The 15476-nt window shown below is 74.7% G+C and carries 14 protein-coding genes and 1 riboswitch; of the genes, 8 read left to right on the forward strand and 6 right to left on the reverse strand.

Annotated features, from left to right (window positions below):
* Positions 1–44: 44 nt before the first annotated feature.
* Both ACQFYA_RS00725 and ACQFYA_RS00730 read right to left on the reverse strand, forming a co-directional pair.
* Positions 45–1661, reverse strand: a complete 1617-nt coding sequence (locus ACQFYA_RS00725; RefSeq protein WP_499120562.1) for an N-acyl-D-amino-acid deacylase family protein — start codon at positions 1659–1661, stop codon at positions 45–47.
* Between the two features lie 16 nt (positions 1662–1677).
* Positions 1678–3015, reverse strand: a complete 1338-nt coding sequence (locus ACQFYA_RS00730; protein ID WP_499120564.1) for an alanine racemase — start codon at positions 3013–3015, stop codon at positions 1678–1680.
* A gap of 178 nt (positions 3016–3193) precedes the next feature.
* On the opposite strand from ACQFYA_RS00730, the gene ACQFYA_RS00735 reads away from it, so the two are divergent.
* Together ACQFYA_RS00735 and ACQFYA_RS00740 are read left to right on the forward strand one after the other, a co-directional pair.
* Entirely contained in the window at positions 3194–3979 is a 786-nt protein-coding gene (locus tag ACQFYA_RS00735) for an IclR family transcriptional regulator (protein ID WP_499120566.1), read from the forward strand.
* Positions 3976–4383, forward strand: coding sequence for a RidA family protein (locus ACQFYA_RS00740; protein ID WP_499120568.1), 408 nt, complete (start codon positions 3976–3978; stop codon positions 4381–4383). The genes ACQFYA_RS00735 and ACQFYA_RS00740 overlap by 4 nt, the downstream gene beginning before the upstream one ends.
* Before the next feature lie 22 nt (positions 4384–4405).
* Here the strand turns inward: ACQFYA_RS00740 and ACQFYA_RS00745 are convergent, their stop codons facing one another.
* From ACQFYA_RS00745 to ACQFYA_RS00755, 3 genes are read right to left on the reverse strand one after another with little or no spacing between them, the layout of a single operon-like run.
* Positions 4406–5455 (reverse strand): zinc-binding dehydrogenase, encoded by a 1050-nt coding sequence (locus ACQFYA_RS00745; protein ID WP_499120570.1) that lies wholly within the window; start codon positions 5453–5455, stop codon positions 4406–4408.
* A 58-nt stretch (positions 5456–5513) separates the two neighbouring features.
* Positions 5514–6356: an HAD-IIA family hydrolase gene (locus ACQFYA_RS00750; RefSeq protein ID WP_499120572.1), complete on the reverse strand. Its 843-nt coding sequence runs from the start codon at positions 6354–6356 to the stop codon at positions 5514–5516.
* The gene (locus ACQFYA_RS00755; protein ID WP_499120574.1) at positions 6320–6868 is read right to left on the reverse strand and encodes a DnaJ family domain-containing protein; all 549 of its coding nucleotides are present in this window, start codon (positions 6866–6868) and stop codon (positions 6320–6322) included. Before ACQFYA_RS00755 ends, ACQFYA_RS00750 begins: the two co-directional genes overlap by 37 nt.
* Before the next feature lie 83 nt (positions 6869–6951).
* Here ACQFYA_RS00755 and ACQFYA_RS00760 point away from each other — a divergent pair, with 83 nt between their 5' ends.
* The 3 genes from ACQFYA_RS00760 to ACQFYA_RS00770 all read left to right on the forward strand — a co-directional run bounded on the left by ACQFYA_RS00760 (position 6952) and on the right by ACQFYA_RS00770 (position 9563).
* Positions 6952–8133 (forward strand): aminotransferase class I/II-fold pyridoxal phosphate-dependent enzyme, encoded by a 1182-nt coding sequence (locus ACQFYA_RS00760; protein WP_499120576.1) that lies wholly within the window; start codon positions 6952–6954, stop codon positions 8131–8133.
* 150 nt (positions 8134–8283) lie between these two features.
* The gene (locus ACQFYA_RS00765; protein WP_499120578.1) at positions 8284–9072 is read left to right on the forward strand and encodes an endonuclease/exonuclease/phosphatase family protein; all 789 of its coding nucleotides are present in this window, start codon (positions 8284–8286) and stop codon (positions 9070–9072) included.
* On the forward strand, positions 9069–9563 hold the full coding sequence (locus tag ACQFYA_RS00770) for a DUF6328 family protein (RefSeq protein WP_499120580.1): 495 nt from the start codon (positions 9069–9071) through the stop codon (positions 9561–9563). The genes ACQFYA_RS00765 and ACQFYA_RS00770 overlap by 4 nt, the downstream gene beginning before the upstream one ends.
* A gap of 16 nt (positions 9564–9579) precedes the next feature.
* On the opposite strand, the gene ACQFYA_RS00775 is transcribed toward ACQFYA_RS00770, so the two are convergent.
* A complete protein-coding gene (locus tag ACQFYA_RS00775; RefSeq protein ID WP_499120582.1) occupies positions 9580–10032 on the reverse strand; it encodes a CBU_0592 family membrane protein in 453 nt (150 codons plus the stop codon).
* 187 nt (positions 10033–10219) lie between these two features.
* On the opposite strand from ACQFYA_RS00775, the gene ACQFYA_RS00780 reads away from it, so the two are divergent.
* The 3 genes from ACQFYA_RS00780 (at position 10220) to gcvP (ending at position 15407) form a co-directional block, all read left to right on the forward strand.
* Positions 10220–11128, forward strand: coding sequence for a LysR family transcriptional regulator (locus ACQFYA_RS00780; RefSeq protein ID WP_499120584.1), 909 nt, complete (start codon positions 10220–10222; stop codon positions 11126–11128).
* A gap of 61 nt (positions 11129–11189) precedes the next feature.
* Positions 11190–11987, forward strand: a complete 798-nt coding sequence (locus ACQFYA_RS00785; protein ID WP_499120586.1) for an HdeD family acid-resistance protein — start codon at positions 11190–11192, stop codon at positions 11985–11987.
* A 28-nt stretch (positions 11988–12015) separates the two neighbouring features.
* A riboswitch (glycine riboswitch) is annotated at positions 12016–12138 on the forward strand.
* 260 nt (positions 12139–12398) lie between these two features.
* Positions 12399–15407 carry an aminomethyl-transferring glycine dehydrogenase gene (gcvP, locus tag ACQFYA_RS00790; protein ID WP_499120589.1) on the forward strand — a complete coding sequence of 1003 codons (3009 nt, stop codon included), beginning with the start codon at positions 12399–12401 and terminating at the stop codon, positions 15405–15407.
* Positions 15408–15476: the final 69 nt, after the last annotated feature.

The following is a 15476-nucleotide window of genomic DNA, read 5'->3' on the forward strand; positions in this document are numbered from 1 at the left end:
CCTGTCTCCCGCGCCGGCACCCGGGGTGCCGGGCCGCGGAGGGTTCAGCGGGTGCCCTCGTCCGTGCGCCGCAGCGCGCGTCCGGGGAGGGCATCGGTGCGGGCGCCGTCGTCCATCACGGCGACGCCGTCGACCAGGACCAGGTCGATGCCCGTCGCCTGCTGGCGCGGGTCCTCGAACGTGGCGGTGTCCTGGACGGTGTCGGGGTCGAGCAGCACGAGGTCCGCGGCGTAGCCGGGTCGGACCAGGCCGCGGCCCGTCAGCTTGAGGCGGGCCGCGGGGCGGCCCGTGAGGTGCTGCACGCAGTCCTCGAGGGTGAGGACGCCGAGCTCGCGCACGTACCGCGCGAGGTAACGCGGGAACGTGCCCCACGCGCGCGGGTGCGGGCGGCCGCCCACGAGGATGGCATCCGAGCCGCCGCAGTGGGTGCGGTGCTGCATGATCGCGCGCACGTTCTCCTCGTGCCCCACGTGCTGCAGGATCGTGGTGCCGAGCCGGTCGGCGACCAGCTGCTCCACGAAGACGTCGCCCGGGGTGCGGCCCTCGTCGCGCGCGATCGCCTCGACCGTGCGGCCGACGCGCCCCGCGAGCGCGGGATTCTGCACGCCGCTGATCTCGATGGTGTCCCACTCGGCCACGCAGCCGTGGCAGCCGTCGGTGCCGACGTGCTCCAGCTCGTGCAGGATCCGCTCGCGGTCGGCCGGGTCGGCGAGCCGCGCGAGGAGCGCGTCGGGCCCACCGGAGAACGACCAGCTCGGCAGGATCGCGCTGAGCGTCGTCGAGCCCGGCAGGTACGGGTAGGTGTCGAGCGTGACGTCCACGCCGTCGTCCAGCGCGCCGTCGATCAAGGTCAGGAGCTCGCCCCCGCGGCCCTTGTTGGGCGCGAAGTTCATCGTCGCGTGCGTGAGGTGCAGCGCGCAGCCCGTGGCGCGGGCCAGGTCGATCATCTCGGCGTAGGCCTCGAGCGCGCCCTTGCCGTACGACCGGGTGTGCGGGCTGTAGTAGCCGCCGTGCGCGGCGACGACGCGCAGCAGCGCGGCGAGCTCGTCGTCGTCGGCGTACATGCCGGGCGTGTAGGTGAGGCCGCTGCTCATGCCCAGCGCGCCCTCGCGCATCCCCTGGGCCAGCAGCTCGGCCATCCGGGCGACCTCGGCGGCCGTGGCCGGGCGCTCGTCCGGCCCGACGACGAGGTGCCGCAGCGTGCCCTGCGGCACGAGGTACGCGGCGTGGCACGCGATCCCGCCGTCGAGCCGGTCGAGGTAGCCGGCCACCGACTCCCAGTCCCAATTGAACCCGGGCGGGTCGTCGTTCCAGCCCGCGATCTGCGCGCGGATCGCGGTGCGGGTGCGCTCGTCCACCGGCGCGAAGGACAGCCCGTCCTGGCCCAGCACCTCGAGCGTGACGCCCTGGCTCACCTTGGCCGTGTGGTCGGGGTTCGCGAGGATCTGCACGTCGGAGTGGGCGTGCATGTCGATGAAGCCGGGCGTGAGCGCCCGGCCGCCGGCGTCGACGGTCCGGTGCGCGCCGCCGGCGCGCGCGTCGCGACGCCCGGGGTCGACGGCGGTGACGCGGCCCTCGGCCACGGTGACGTCGGCGACGACGCCGGGTGCGCCGGTGCCGTCCAGCACCAGCGCGTCGCGGATCAGCCAGTCGGCGGTCATGCGCTCGCTCCCCCGCTCAGAACCACGTGCGCACGAGGTCGACGACGACCGGGTCGGGGGCGTCGGCGTCGTCGAGCACCGGGACGAGCTTCCACTTGTCCAGGGCCGTGCACGGGTGCGACAGCCCCAGCCGCAGCTCGTCGCCGATGCGCACCGGCGCCTCGCCGTCCCAGCGGAGGAAGCCGTGCTGGTCGTTGAGCGCGGTGACGCCGACGCCGGGCACGGGCGCGGGCGCCTCGCCCGCCCCGGCGGGGCGTCGCAGCTGGACCTCGGGCAGGCCCTCGTCGAACGGCAGGTCGCGCTTGCCGGCGTCGAAGAGCGCCAGGCCGGGCTCGGGCTGCGAGGTCACCCGCACCCAGCCGTGCATGGCGGAGCGGAAGCCCGGGCCGCCGGTGCGCGGCTCCTCGCCGAGCGGCGAGATGTGGCGGTAGAAGCCGTCGTCGTGCACCACGTACGCGCCGCTGCGCAGCACGACGCGCGCGCCGTCGGCGATCAGCGGCGAGAGCACCTCGTCGACGACGTCGAAGTAGGCGCTGCCGCCCGCGGACACCACGGGCGCGTCGACCTCGTAGCGGCCGTCGGCGGCGAGGCGCTCGTGCACCTCGACCATGTCGCGCAGGTACCCGCGCACCACGTCGCGGCTGTGGGCGTCGGAGTCGTGGGCGAGCGCGCCCTCGTAGCCGGCCACGCCGGCGAGGCGCAGGTGCGGCGACGCGGCGACCCGCTCGGCGACCGCCAGCGCGGTCTCCAGGTCGCGGGCGCCGGTGCGGCCGCCGGCGCCGCCGCGCTCCACCAGCACGTCGATCGGCGGACGGGAGCCGGAGGCGGCGACGTGCGCCGCGAGCGCCTCGTGCATGAGGTCGACCGTGGCCGTCGCGTCGGCCCAGACGAGCACGCGCAGGGTGCGGTCGGCGGCGAGCTCGTCCGCGATCCAGCGCAGCGCGAGCGGCGAGATCACGCTGTTGGCCACCATGACGCGGCTCACGCCGAACTCGAGGGCCACCCCGAGCTGGAACGGGTTCGCGACCGTGATCGCCCAGGCGCCGGCGTCGACCTGCTCGGCCCAGAGCTGCGGCGCCATCGTCGTCTTGCCGTGCGGGGCGAGGTCGAGGCCGCGCTCGGCGCACCACTCGGCCATGACGCGCAGGTTGGTGTCGAGGGCGGACCGGGACAGCGTGAGCAGCGGCGTGGGCAGCGCGGACAGGCGGGGCCGGCGCTCGCGGACCTCGGCCACGGTGAGCCCCCACAGCTCCGGGGGGACGCCCTTGTGGCGCCAGTCGAGGCGCTCGGCGTCGCGCGCGGCGACCTTCTCGCGATCGATCCGACAGGCGTCCTCGGCTCCCGTGCGGTCCATCGTCAGACCTCCTTGCTTCCCGCTCACGTTGCACAGAGCGCAACGTTCGTTGCGCAGGATGACGCACCTTGCTAACATCGCGCCGGTCGTGCCGTCAATCCGGCACGCGTTCGAGCATCGGCCCGCCGGGCCCGGACCGCGAGCCGGGCGGCGGGGAACCGGCAGGTCAGGAGGGTTCGTGAGCCAGAGCGTGGGGCGCGCGCTGCGGATCGTGGGCCAGCTCGGCGACGGGCCCCGCACCCTCGACGACCTCGCCCAGGAGCTCGGCGTCCACAAGACCACCGTGCTGCGGCTGCTGCGCGCCCTCGAGGACGAGCGCTTCGTCCGCCGCGACGACCGGCACCGCTACTCGCTGGGCTCGCGCCTGTTCGAGCTCGGCCGCCAGGCGCTCGAGGGGCACGGCGTGCGCGACGTCGCGCTGCCCCACCTGGAGCGGCTCGGCCGGGACACCGGCGGGCAGGCCGTGCACCTCGCGGTCCTCGAGGGCGCCCGCCCGGTGTACGTCGCCAAGGTGGAGAGCACCAGCTCCGTGCGGATGTACTCCGAGCTCGGCCTCCCCGCCCCGCTGCACGCCACCGCCGTCGGCAAGGTGCTCGCCGCCGAGCTGCCCGAGGGCCGGCTGGCCCAGCTGCTCGCCACCACCGACTTCCACGCCTTCACGCCCCGCACTCTCACCGACCCCGACGCCTACCGTGCCGAGCTGGCGCGCGTGCGCGAGCAGGGGTGGGCCGAGGACGCCGCCGAGCACGAGCCGTTCGTCAACTGCGTCGGGGCCCCGGTCCGCGACGCGGCGGGCACGGTCGTCGCGGCGGTGTCGGTCTCGGTGCCGGACGTGATCCTCGACCTCGACGGCGTCCGCGACCTCGTGCCGCTGCTGCGCGCGACGGCCGCCGCCGTCGAGGCCGACTGGGCGGGGCGCGACGTGCCCCGCACCGCACCACCCACCGAAAGGACCCCGGCATGACCACCAAGACCGCGATCTCCACCGACCAGGCCCCCGCCCCGGCGCACACGTTCCACCAGGGCGTGCGGGTCGGCAACCTGCTCCAGGTCTCCGGCCAGGGCCCCGTGGACCCGGCCTCGAACGAGTACCTCTACCCGGGCGACGTCGCCGCGCAGACCACGCGCACGCTGCAGAACGTCGAGGCGATCGTGCAGGCCGGCGGCGGCACCCTCGCGGACGTCGTCATGCTGCGCGTGTACCTCACGACCCGCGACGACTTCGCCGCGATGAACGACGCCTACGGCGCCTTCCTCTCCGAGCGCCTCGGCCCCGACGCCGTGCTGCCGTCGCGCACCACCGTGATGGTCGGCCTCCCGCGCGAGGAGATGCTCGTCGAGATCGACGCGCTCGCCTTCGTGGAGTGACGCCCGGCCCGGACCGGGCCGCTCACGGGTGCAGGACGATCTTCCCCACGTGCCTGCGGCGGGCGAGCTCCTCCTGCGCCTGAGCGGCCTGGTCCAGGCGATACGTCGCGGCGACGAGCGGCGTGATATCGGCCCCGCGGGCCAGGTCCATGAGCATCCCGAAGTGGGTGGGCGTGTGCATCGCCGACCCGATCACCTGGGCGTTGTGGAGGTAGAGCCGGCGCACGTCGAAGGCCACCTCGTACCCGCCGAGCGCGCCGGCGACGACCCAACGGCCGCCCTCGCGCAGCAGCGGCAGGCCGTCCCCGACCAGGTCGCCCGCGACGACGTCGAGCCCGACGTCGACCCCCTCCGGGGCGGCGGCGCGGACCTGCTCGGCGACGTCCCGCGCGCGGTCGACGACGGCGTGCGCGCCGGCCTCGCGGACCGCGTCGACCTTGGACCCGCTGCTGATCGCGACCACCCGCGCGCCGCGGGCACGGGCGATCTGCACGGCCGCGACGCCCACGCCGCCGGAGGCCCCCGACACCAGGACGGTCTCCCCCTCCCGCAGCCGCCCCCGCTCGATCATGCCCAGCGCCGTGCCGTACGCGGTCGGCAGGGTCGCGAGCTGGTCGTCCGTGAGCGCGGAGCCCGTGACGTCGTGCACCTGCCGGGCCGGGGCGGTCACGTACTCGGCATAGCCGCCGTCGCGCTCGCTCCCCATCAGGCCCACGGGGTTCGCGTCCGGACCGTCGCCGTCGTAGACCGCGGGGTCGACGACCACCCGGCGGCCGACCAGGCCCTCGTCGACGCCGGGCCCGACGGCCGCGACCCGGCCCGCGACGTCGGCGCCCTGGACGCGGGGGAAGTCGATCGGGCCGCGCCAGCCCGACAGCGCCCGCGGGTCCTCCGGGTTCCCGTAGGCGCCCTCCCGTGTCCACAGGTCCGTGTTGTTCAGCGCCACCGCGCTGACGCGGACCAGCACCTCCCCGGCCTGCGGGACCGGGACGGCCATGTCCGTCAGCTCGAGGACCTCAGGCCCTCCGTGCTCCGTGATCCGCACCGCACGCATGGTCGGGGGCACGTCCATCGCTTGACCTCCTCACGATGTATACCGATCTGTATACATCGCGACGGTACACCCGGCCTCAGCCCGGCGCGAGCAGCGCGGGCAGCGCCGTGACGTCGTCGATCACGTGCTCCGCGCGCGGCAGCGAGTGGTCGCCGGCCTGCCGGTCGAACTTTCCCGTGCGCACCAGCGCCGTCCGCACGCCCGCGGCGCGGCCCATCGCGACGTCCGACGAGCGGTCGTCGCCCACCACCCACGTGCGCGACGGCGCGGGCGCGGGGTCGATCGTCCCCAGCGCCAGCCGCAGGAACTCCGTGCTCGGCTTGCCCAGCGTGCGCGCCGTCACCTCGGCGCCGTGCTCGATCGCGGCCACCACGGACCCGGTGTCGAGGGCGGGGCGCCCGCCGCGCAGGAACCAGCGCCCGTGCTGCAGCGCCAGCAGCTCCGCGCCCCCGAGGACGGCGCGGAAGGCCGCGTCGAGGGCCGGGTAGTCGAGGACGTCGTGCACGTCGCCGACCAGCACGTGCGTGGGGTCGTCGTCCGGGCCGACGACGTCGAGGCTCGCGGCGAGCTGGTCGCGCACCGCGGCGGTGGCGAGCACGTGCACGCGCGCGTCCCGGCCCCGGAGGTCCGCGACCGCCGCGTCGACGGGTGTGAAGAGCTCCGACGCGTCGAGGTCGAGGCCCATCCCCCGCAGCATCGCGACGACCGACGCCGAGTCCTGCGAGTCCGTGTTGGTGACGAACCGGACCGCGTGTCCCGCGTCGCGCAGCGTCACGACCGCCGCGTCCGCGCCCGGCACCAGCCGGTCGCCCTCGTACACCGTGCCCTGCAGGTCGAGCAGCACGGCGTGCGCCGTCCAGCCGCCGTCGCCCACGACGGCCCTCAGAAGATCCCGCGGGCGCGGCGGCGCTCGCGCCACCGCTGCACCTCGCGCTCGACGTCCCGCGTGGGCGTCACGACGGGCGGCCCGCCCAGCAGCTGGCGCCGGGCGTCGATCACGCGGGCGTTGAACTCCTCGACGATCGCGCGTGCACCGTCCTCCTCGGGCTCGCGGTCCAGCGTCTCGTCCAGCTCGGCGTCGTCGCGGCGCAGCTGCGCGGCCGGCAGCACGCCCGTGATCTGCTCGCGCTCGACGAGGTTCTTCAGCCACCAGTCCGGGTCGTGCGTGCCGCCCAGCCCGGGGATGGGCTTGCCCGCCAGCGGCAGGTCGTCGAACTCCCCGCGGCGGATCGCCTGGTCGACGACGGTGTCGACCCACAGGGCGCGGTCGTCCATGCGCTTGCGGGGCCGCGCGGCGGCGGGCGCGGTCTCGTCGTCGGCGCCGTCGTGCCCCTCGCCGGCCTGGGCGTCGGCGGCGGCCTCCCGGTCCACCTGGTACTGCGCGGCCCGGCGTGCCGGGTCGCTCTGGTCGTCGCGGCGGCGTCGGAACATCGGCATTCCCCTCGGGTCGGCTCGTCCCAGCCTAGGCGCGGACCGGCCGCCGCCGGGAGCCACCGACCCGGCATGATGGCCGTATGAAGGTCTCGCGCCGCAGCCACGTGCCGCCGTTCGCCGTCATGCAGGTGCTGGCCACAGCCAACGAACGCCGCGCCGGCGGGCACGACGTCCTCAACCTGTGCGCGGGCGAGCCGTCCACCGGAGCGTCCGACGTCGTGCGCGAGCGGGCCGCGGAGCTGTTGCGCACGGCCGACCTCGGCTACACGGAGTCCATGGGCGTGCCCGCCCTGCGCCAGGAGATCGCCGGGCACTACCGGCGCTGGTACGACGTCGAGGTCGACCCCGCGCGCATCGCCGTGACGACGGGCTCGAGCGGCGGCTTCCTGCTGGCGTTCCTCGCCGCGTTCGACGTCGGGGACCGGGTGGCGCTCGCCCGGCCGGGCTACCCGGCGTACAAGAACATCCTGGCCGCGCTCGGCTGCGAGGTGGTGGAGCTCGACTGCGGCCCCGACACCCGCTACCAGCCGACGGTCTCCCAGCTCATGGGGGCCTACTACGAGGGCGGGCTGGACGGTCTGGTCGTCGCGTCTCCCGCGAACCCCACCGGCACGATGCTGCCGCCCGCCGAGCTGGCGGCGCTCGCACGCTGGTGCGAGGAGCACGACGTCCGCCTGATCAGCGACGAGATCTACCACGGCATCGCCTACTCCGACGATGTACAGCAGGCCACTGCGGCGATGTACACGGACGCCGGGGCCGTGGTGGTGAACTCGTTCTCCAAGTACTGGGCCATGACGGGCTGGCGCCTCGGCTGGCTCGTGCTGCCCGACGAGCTGGTCGGCCCCGTCGACGCCCTCGCCGGCAACGTCGCTCTCTCGCCCCCGGCGTTGGCGCAGCACGCGGGCGTCGCGGCCTTCTCCCCCGCCGGGTACGCCGCCGCGGCCGACAACGTCGCGCGGTACGCGACGTCGCGCGCCGCCCTGCTCGACCGCGTCGACGAGCTCGGCTGGCGCCCCGTCGCCCCCGCCGACGGCGCGTTCTACCTGTACGGGAACGTCGCGGGCTTCCGCGACGCCGTCGGCGGCGACTCCGTCACGTACTGCCGCCGCCTGCTCGCCGAGGCGGACGTCGCCCTCACCCCGGGCGCCGACTTCGACGCCGTGCACGGCGGCGACTGGGTGCGCCTGTCCTTCGCCGCCGCGCCCGACGTCGTCACCCGCGCCGTCGACCGCATCGTCGCCTGGCACCGCACCCTCTGAGCGCGAGGTAGTTCAAAGTCCCGCGAGGTAGTTCAAAGTTCCCCGAGGTAGTTCGAGACCCCGCGAGGTAGTTCGTCTCCGGGCTCGCGTGGGTGCGAAGGTCGCGCTACCTCGGCAGGATGCGAACTACCTCGGCGACAGGAGGTGCGGATGATCCGGCTCGTGACGGCGAACGTGCAGCACGCGCTGGTCGACGGTCGGTACGTGGACCTCGACCGGCTCGGGGACGCGCTCGCGGGCCTGGACGCGGACGTCGTGGCGCTGCAGGAGGTGGACCACGGGCAGGCGCGCTCGGACGGCGCCGCGCAGACCCTCCGCCTCGCGACGGTGCTCGGGACGCCGGAGCACCGGTTCGTCCCCGCGCTGCGCGGCCCGCTCGACCCGGCGTGGGGACGACGGCGCGCCTCGGTGCGGAGGACGGGCGACGACGGCCGCTCCCCCGCGGCCGCCGGGTACGGCGTCGCGCTGCTCAGCCGCCATCCGGTGCGGGCCTGGCACCCGATGCGCCTGCCCGGGCTCAACCTGCCGGGGCTGCCGCCGCTCGGGGTGGACGAGCCGCGGGTGGCGGTGGCCGCGGCGATCGCGACCCCCGACGGGCCGCTGACCGTCGTCACGACGCACCTGTCCCGCCGCGACCCCTGGAAGCGGGCCCAGCTGCGGCGGCTGCGGCACCGGCTGCGGCACGCGCCGCGCCCGCTGGTGCTGCTGGGGGACCTCAACACGCGCGGCGACCTGCCCGCGCGGCGTACGGGGTGGCGGGAGCTGGCGCAGGTGCCCGCCTACCCGCGCGTCCGCCCCTGGCTCCGGATCGACCACGTGCTGGCCGACGGCCCGGTGACGGCGCTCGGGGCGGCCCGCGCGGTCGACCTCGGGGTCAGCGACCACCGCGCGGTCGTGGTCGACGTCGCGCTCGGGCACGGCGAGGGGGCGGGGGCATGAGCGACGAGTCGACCGGCGCGACGACGGACCGGCCGCACGGCCGCCCGGAGACGGCCGAGCAGCGCTCGGACCGCAACTGGAACGAGCTGCTGCAGGAGCTGCGCGTCATGCAGACCGGCGTGCAGATCCTCACCGGGTTCCTGCTGATCCTGCCGTTCCAGTCCCGGTTCGCCGAGCTGGACGCCTACCAGCGCACGGTCTACCTGACCCTGGTGCTGGTGTGCATCGCGACGACCGGCCTGCTCGTCGCGCCGGTGGCGCTGCACCGGGCCCTGTTCCGCAAGCACCTGAAGCGGTCGGTGGTCACCGGCGGTGACCGCATGACGCGCGCCGGGCTGGTGCTCCTGGCGGTCGCGCTGGCGGGGACGGTGCTGCTGGTCTTCGACGTCGTCGTGGGCCGGGCGGCGGGGATCGTCGTCGGCGTCGCGGCGGCCGTCGTGCTGCTCGGCCTGTGGGCGGTGGTGCCGGCCGTCGTGCGGCGGAGGGCCTGACGTGGCTCCCCCGCGGTCAGGCGGCGAGGTCGACGCGCTCCTGCTCCGGGAGCTCGTCGGTCGCCAGCCCGTGCATCGGGAGCTCGCGCACCGGGGCCTCGACGAGGACGGCGGCACCGGCGGTCGGGTCGGCGCTGCCGTCGACCACGGGTGCGTCGAGGCGGTCACCGGTCACCTGGGCGGCGGCCAGCTGGGCGGCGGCACGCCGCTCGGTGCGGCGGGCGCGGGCCATCGTGCGCAGCGCCGCGAAGCCGATGGCCGCGGCGACGATGTTGGCGAAGGCCGAGGGCCAGACGCCGTTGACGGCCGCGATGAGCAGCATCACGAGGGCGCCGCCGAGGTTGCACAGCTGGAAGACGAGCGAGTCGGCCGACCAGCGGCCCTTGCTCACCATGCCGTAGGCGAGGACGACGGCGAGAGCGCCGACCCAGCCGAGGGCAGTAATCACGGTCAGCAGGGAGATCGTCATGACGGGCACCTCCGGGTAGGTCGGCACGGCACACGTGTGCCATGGCAAGGAGTGGATCTGAGGGTGTGTGGGCGCCGTCCCCGAGAACCGGGGGCCGGTCGTGCCGGCCGGCGCTGTGACCATTCTGAGACACGATCTGGCTTCAGCGCAATCAAATCCTTCTCCGAGAGGCAGTTAGTATTTCTACATGGCTACAGACCCACGGAGACTTGCCTTTCTCCTTGCCGTCCACCGTGCCGGGGGCGTGCTCGCGGCAGCAGATCTTCTCCATGTCACCCCGTCCGCGGTCTCCCAGCAGATCGCCCGTTTGGAGTCCGAGGAGGGCCTCGCCGTCCTCGACCGCGGGCCTCGCGGCGTGACCCTCACCCCGGCGGGCCGGGTGCTGGCCGAGGTGGGCGAACGCATCGAGGCGGAGCTGCTCGAGGCCCGGCAGGCGATCGCCGCCCTCGGCGAGGGCGTGAGCGGCCGCGTCGTGCTCGGGGCGTTCCAGTCGGCGATCCGTGCCGTGGTGGCGCCCATGCTCGCCGACCTCGCCGAGCAGTACCCGGGTGTCGAGGTGGACGTGCGCGAGCACGAGCCCGCGGAGGCGATCCGGATGCTCCGGGCCGGCGACCTCGACGTCGTCCTGCTCGAGCGCGACGCGGACATGGACGCCCCCGCGCCCCGCGGCGTGCACGACGTGCCCCTGATCGACGAGCCGTGGTGCGTCGTCGTCCCGGCCGCGCTGCCGATGCCCGAGCGGCTCGACGACCTGGCGCAGCTCCAGTGGATCGGGGCCGAGGCGGGCACGGCGTCCGACCGTGCGCTGCGGCGCCTCGGGCGCACGCTCGGCACCACGGTCACCACCCGGCACTCGTTCTTCGACTTCGACACGGCGCTCGCCCTGGTCGCCGCCAACCAAGGCGTCGCGATGCTCCCCGCGCTCGCGCTCGAGGGCGGGGACGTGCCCGAGGGCCTGGAGGTCGCGCGGCTGGCCGGGCTGGGCACCCGGCGCATCGTGGCGCGGCACCGCGCCACGCGGCACGAGCCCGGCCCCGCCGTGCGCGCCGTGGTCGACGCGATGGTCGAGGTCACGCGGGACCTCGAGCTCGGCTGAGCAGCGGCCGCCGCCGCGCTCCGGCGCGCGGCGCACGCGCGGCGCTCCTACGATCGCGAGCATGAGCGACACCACCGCGGGGTCGGGCAAGGGGGCGCCGCTGTCCCGGCGCACCGTCGGGACGGCGCGACGGCTGTGGGGACTGGTGTACCTGCGGGGCGTCGCCTACCTCGCGGCCGGCGTCCTGCTCTTCCTCAACCCCGAGGAGGGGTTGGTGTGGCTGCGCTGGCTGGTCGGGCTCGTGATCCTCGTGCAGGGCGTCCTGCTGATCGTCGAGGGCCGGCCGTCGAAGGCCGACACGACCGCGCAGAGCACCGGGGACGAGGTCAGCTGGCGGTTCGTCGCGGGCATCCTGAGCGTCGCCGCGGCGCTGCTGATCGTCCTGTGGCCGTCGATGACGGCGCCCATGCTGTACCTCGTCGTCGGGATCTGGGCCTGCGCCGCCGGCGCGGTCGGGGTGATCGGCGCGCTGCGGGGGCGCGCGCTGCGGGCGCTGGCGTGGGACTGGCAGCTCGCCAACGCCGTGCTGTGGCTGGTGCTGGGCGTCGTCGTCCTCACCCGACCCACCGACGACACGGTGACGATCGCGCTGCTCCTCGCCCTGTACCTGCTGCTGTCGGGGGCGGTGATCCTCGTCGGCGGGCTCGCGAGCACCACACGGGTGCGCGACGAGCGCAAGGGACGGGCCCCTGCCGAGGGTGTCCCGCGGGAGACCGACGCCGCGGCGCCCCGGGCCGCGACGACGCCGAGGCGCGGGCGGCCGCCCGCGCCCACGACGGACGGGCCCGCACGGCCGGCGGCGACGGGCGGCGCCGACCCGGCCACGGCGCGTCACGAGGACGACACACGGCCCGGGTAGGATCGGCGGCACAACGCAACACGCTGTTCGAACCGCGTCGGGAGAGCCCGCGCCGTGACGTCGGACCGGTCACCCGGTGCGCGTGCGGCCGGCGCCGAAGGAGCAATCCCTCCCCGGGAATCTCTCAGGCACCCCGTACCGTCGCGGCGAGGCAACTCTGGAAAGCGGTGCGCCGCCCTCGTCCGGCCCTGGCCCGACGTCGACGACGGACCCACCGACGGTGCAAGTCGGCGCGCCCCGTCGTCGTCCTGACCTGCTGTGACGCAGGCCGTGGCGATGCCAGGCGGACCGGCAAAACTCTCAGGTCGACGTGCGACCGGGCGGACGCCCGGCACGTGGTCAGATGACAGAGCGGGGAGGGACTCGATCGTCCCCGTCCGCCTGCCCGACCGACCTCCCGGAGCGCTCGACGTGACCACCTCCCCCGGCTCCCCCGCGTACGACCCCGACGTGTTCGCCGACCGCCACCTGGGCCCCCGCGGCCGCGAGGTCGCGACGATGCTGGACCAGCTCGGCCACGACAGCCTGGACGCCCTCGTCGACGCCGCTGTCCCGAAGGCGATCCGCACGGACCGTCCGCTCGACCTGCCCGCCGCCCGGTCCGAGGCCGAGGTGCTGGCCCACCTGCGCGACCTCGCGGGGAAGAACCAGGTCAAGCGCCAGATGATCGGCCTGGGCTACTACGGCACCGCCACTCCCCCGGTGATCCGCCGCAACGTGCTCGAGTCCCCCGCCTGGTACACGGCGTACACGCCGTACCAGCCGGAGATCTCCCAGGGCCGGCTTGAGGCGCTGCTCAACTTCCAGCAGGCCGTGGAGGACCTTACGGGCCTGGGGATCGCCGGCGCGTCCCTGCTCGACGAGGCGACCGCGGTGGCGGAGGCCGTCGCGCTCATGTGGCGCGCCTCGCGCGCGAAGAGCGGGTACGTGGTGCTCGACGCGGACCTGTTCCCGCAGAGCCTCGCGGTGACGCGCGGCCGCGCGGAGGCCATCGGGCTGCCGGTCGTCGCGATGGGGCTCGACGGCGGGCTCGCGGCCGGCCTGGAGGCGTTCGTCGCGGCGGGCGGCGAGCTGCCCGAGGGCGACCTGGTGGGCGTCGTGGTGCAGCAGGCGGGCGCGTCGGGGCGTGTGCTGGACGCGCGCGGCGTGGTCGCGGAGGCCAAGGAGCGCGGCGCGCTCGTCACGGTGGCCGCGGACCTCCTGGCCCTGACCCTGCTGACCTCCCCGGGGGAGCTCGGCGCGGACGTGTCGGTGGGTTCGGCGCAGCGTTTCGGCGTCCCGCTCTTCTACGGCGGCCCCCACGCGGCGTTCATGGCGGTCCGCAAGGGCCTCGAGCGGCAGCTGCCCGGCCGCCTGGTGGGCGTGTCGACCGACGCCGACGGCGCGACGGGCCTGCGCCTCGCCCTTGCCACCCGAGAGCAGCACATCCGCCGCGAGAAGGCGACGAGCAACATCTGCACGGCGCAGGCGCTGCTCGCGATCGTGGCCTCGATGTACGCGGTCTACCACGGCCCGGAGGGCCTGCGCGCGATCGCGGAGCGCACCCACGCCCGCGCCGCCGCCGTCGCGGCGGGCCTGCGCGCCGCGGGGGTCGAGGTCGAGCACGAGGTCTTCTTCGACACCGTCCGCGCCGTCGTCCCGGGCCGCGCGCAGCAGGTCGTCACGGCCGCCGCGGACGCCGGCTACAACCTGTACAAGGCCGACGCCGACCACGTACAGATCGCCTGCGACGAGACGACCACACAGCCCGACGTTGATGCAGTCCTCGCCGCCGTCACCGGCCAGGTAGTCGATGTGACGGACGAAGCGGGGAGCTCGGACACCCCTCGCGCGGACGTAGACCTTCCCGAAGTGGAGGGCGCCCTGGCGCCCGTGAACGCGTCCGCGCGAGGGGTTTTCGAGCTCCCCGCGGACGTCACCCGGACCACGCCCTACCTCCAGCACCCCATCTTCCACGTCCACCGCAGCGAGACCTCGATGCTCCGCTACCTGCGGTCGCTGAGCGACAAGGACCTGGCGCTGGACCGCACGATGATCCCGCTGGGCTCGTGCACGATGAAGCTCAACGCGACGGCGGAGATGGAGGCCATCAGCTGGCCGGGCTTCGCGGACATCCACCCGTACGTGCCCGCTGACCAGGCCCGGGGCTACACGGAGCTGGTGTCGACGCTGGAGGCGCAGCTCGCGGAGATCACGGGGTACGCGGGGGTGTCGGTGCAGCCGAACGCGGGCTCGCAGGGCGAGTTCGCGGGCCTGCTGGCGATCAAGGGGTACCACCGGTCGCGGGGTGAGGGGCACCGCGACATCGTGCTGATCCCGGCGTCGGCGCACGGGACGAACGCGGCGTCGGCGGCCCTCGCGGGGCTGCGCGTGGTGGTCGTGGCGACGGCGGACGACGGCGAGATCCAGCTCGACGACCTGCGCGCGAAGCTGGACCAGCACGGCGCGCAGGTGGCCGGGATCATGATCACGTACCCGTCCACGCACGGGGTGTACGAGGAGCATGTCCGCGAAGTCTGCGACCTTGTACACGATGCTGGTGGGCAGGTGTACATCGACGGCGCGAACCTGAACGCGCTGGTCGGGCTGGCGCGGCCGGGGGAGTTCGGCGGCGACGTGTCGCACCTCAACCTGCACAAGACGTTCTGCATCCCGCACGGCGGCGGAGGCCCCGGCGTCGGGCCCGTCGCGGTGGCGGAGCACCTGGTGCCGTTCCTGCCGGCCAACCCGGTCACGCCTCCGGGGGAGCACGACGCTGGGCACGGCGTCCCCGTGAGTGCGGCGCCGCACGGGTCGGCGGGCATCCTGCCGATCTCGTACGCCTACCTCGCGCTCATGGGGCCGGACGGGCTCACGGAGGCCTCCAAGGCCGCCGTCCTCACCGCGAACTACGTGGCGAAGCGCCTCGACCCGTTCTTCCCGGTGCTGTACACGGGGAAGAACGGCCTGGTGGCGCACGAGTGCATCCTCGACCTGCGTCCCCTGACCGCGGAGACCGGCGTGACCGCCGAGGACGTCGCGAAGCGGCTCATCGACTACGGCTTCCACGCCCCGACGATGTCGTTCCCCGTGGCGGGCACGCTCATGGTGGAGCCCACGGAGAGCGAGGACCTGGCGGAGCTCGACCGGTTCGTCGACGCGATGATCGCCATCCGCGGCGAGATCGACCGCGTGGCGGCGGGGGAGTGGAGTGCGGAGGACGCGCCGCTGCGGCACGCCCCGCACACCGCCGCGAGCCTCATGACCGACGAGTGGACGCACCCGTACCCGCGCGAGCTCGCCGCCTTCCCGCTGCCGAGCCTGCGCGCCGCCAAGTACTGGTCGCCCGTGCGACGCATCGACGGGGCCAAGGGCGACCGCAACCTCGTGTGCGCCTGCCCGCCCCTGGAGTCCTACGCGGAGCCCGTCCCCACCCACTGACCCGCTGTGGGTACGAGAACGGCGACAATTCGACGCGAAATTCTGACCGTTCTCGTACCCACACCATGA

The sequence above is a fragment of the Promicromonospora sp. Marseille-Q5078 genome, assembly GCF_050315395.1.
Classification (GTDB): Bacteria; Actinomycetota; Actinomycetes; order Actinomycetales; family Cellulomonadaceae; genus Isoptericola.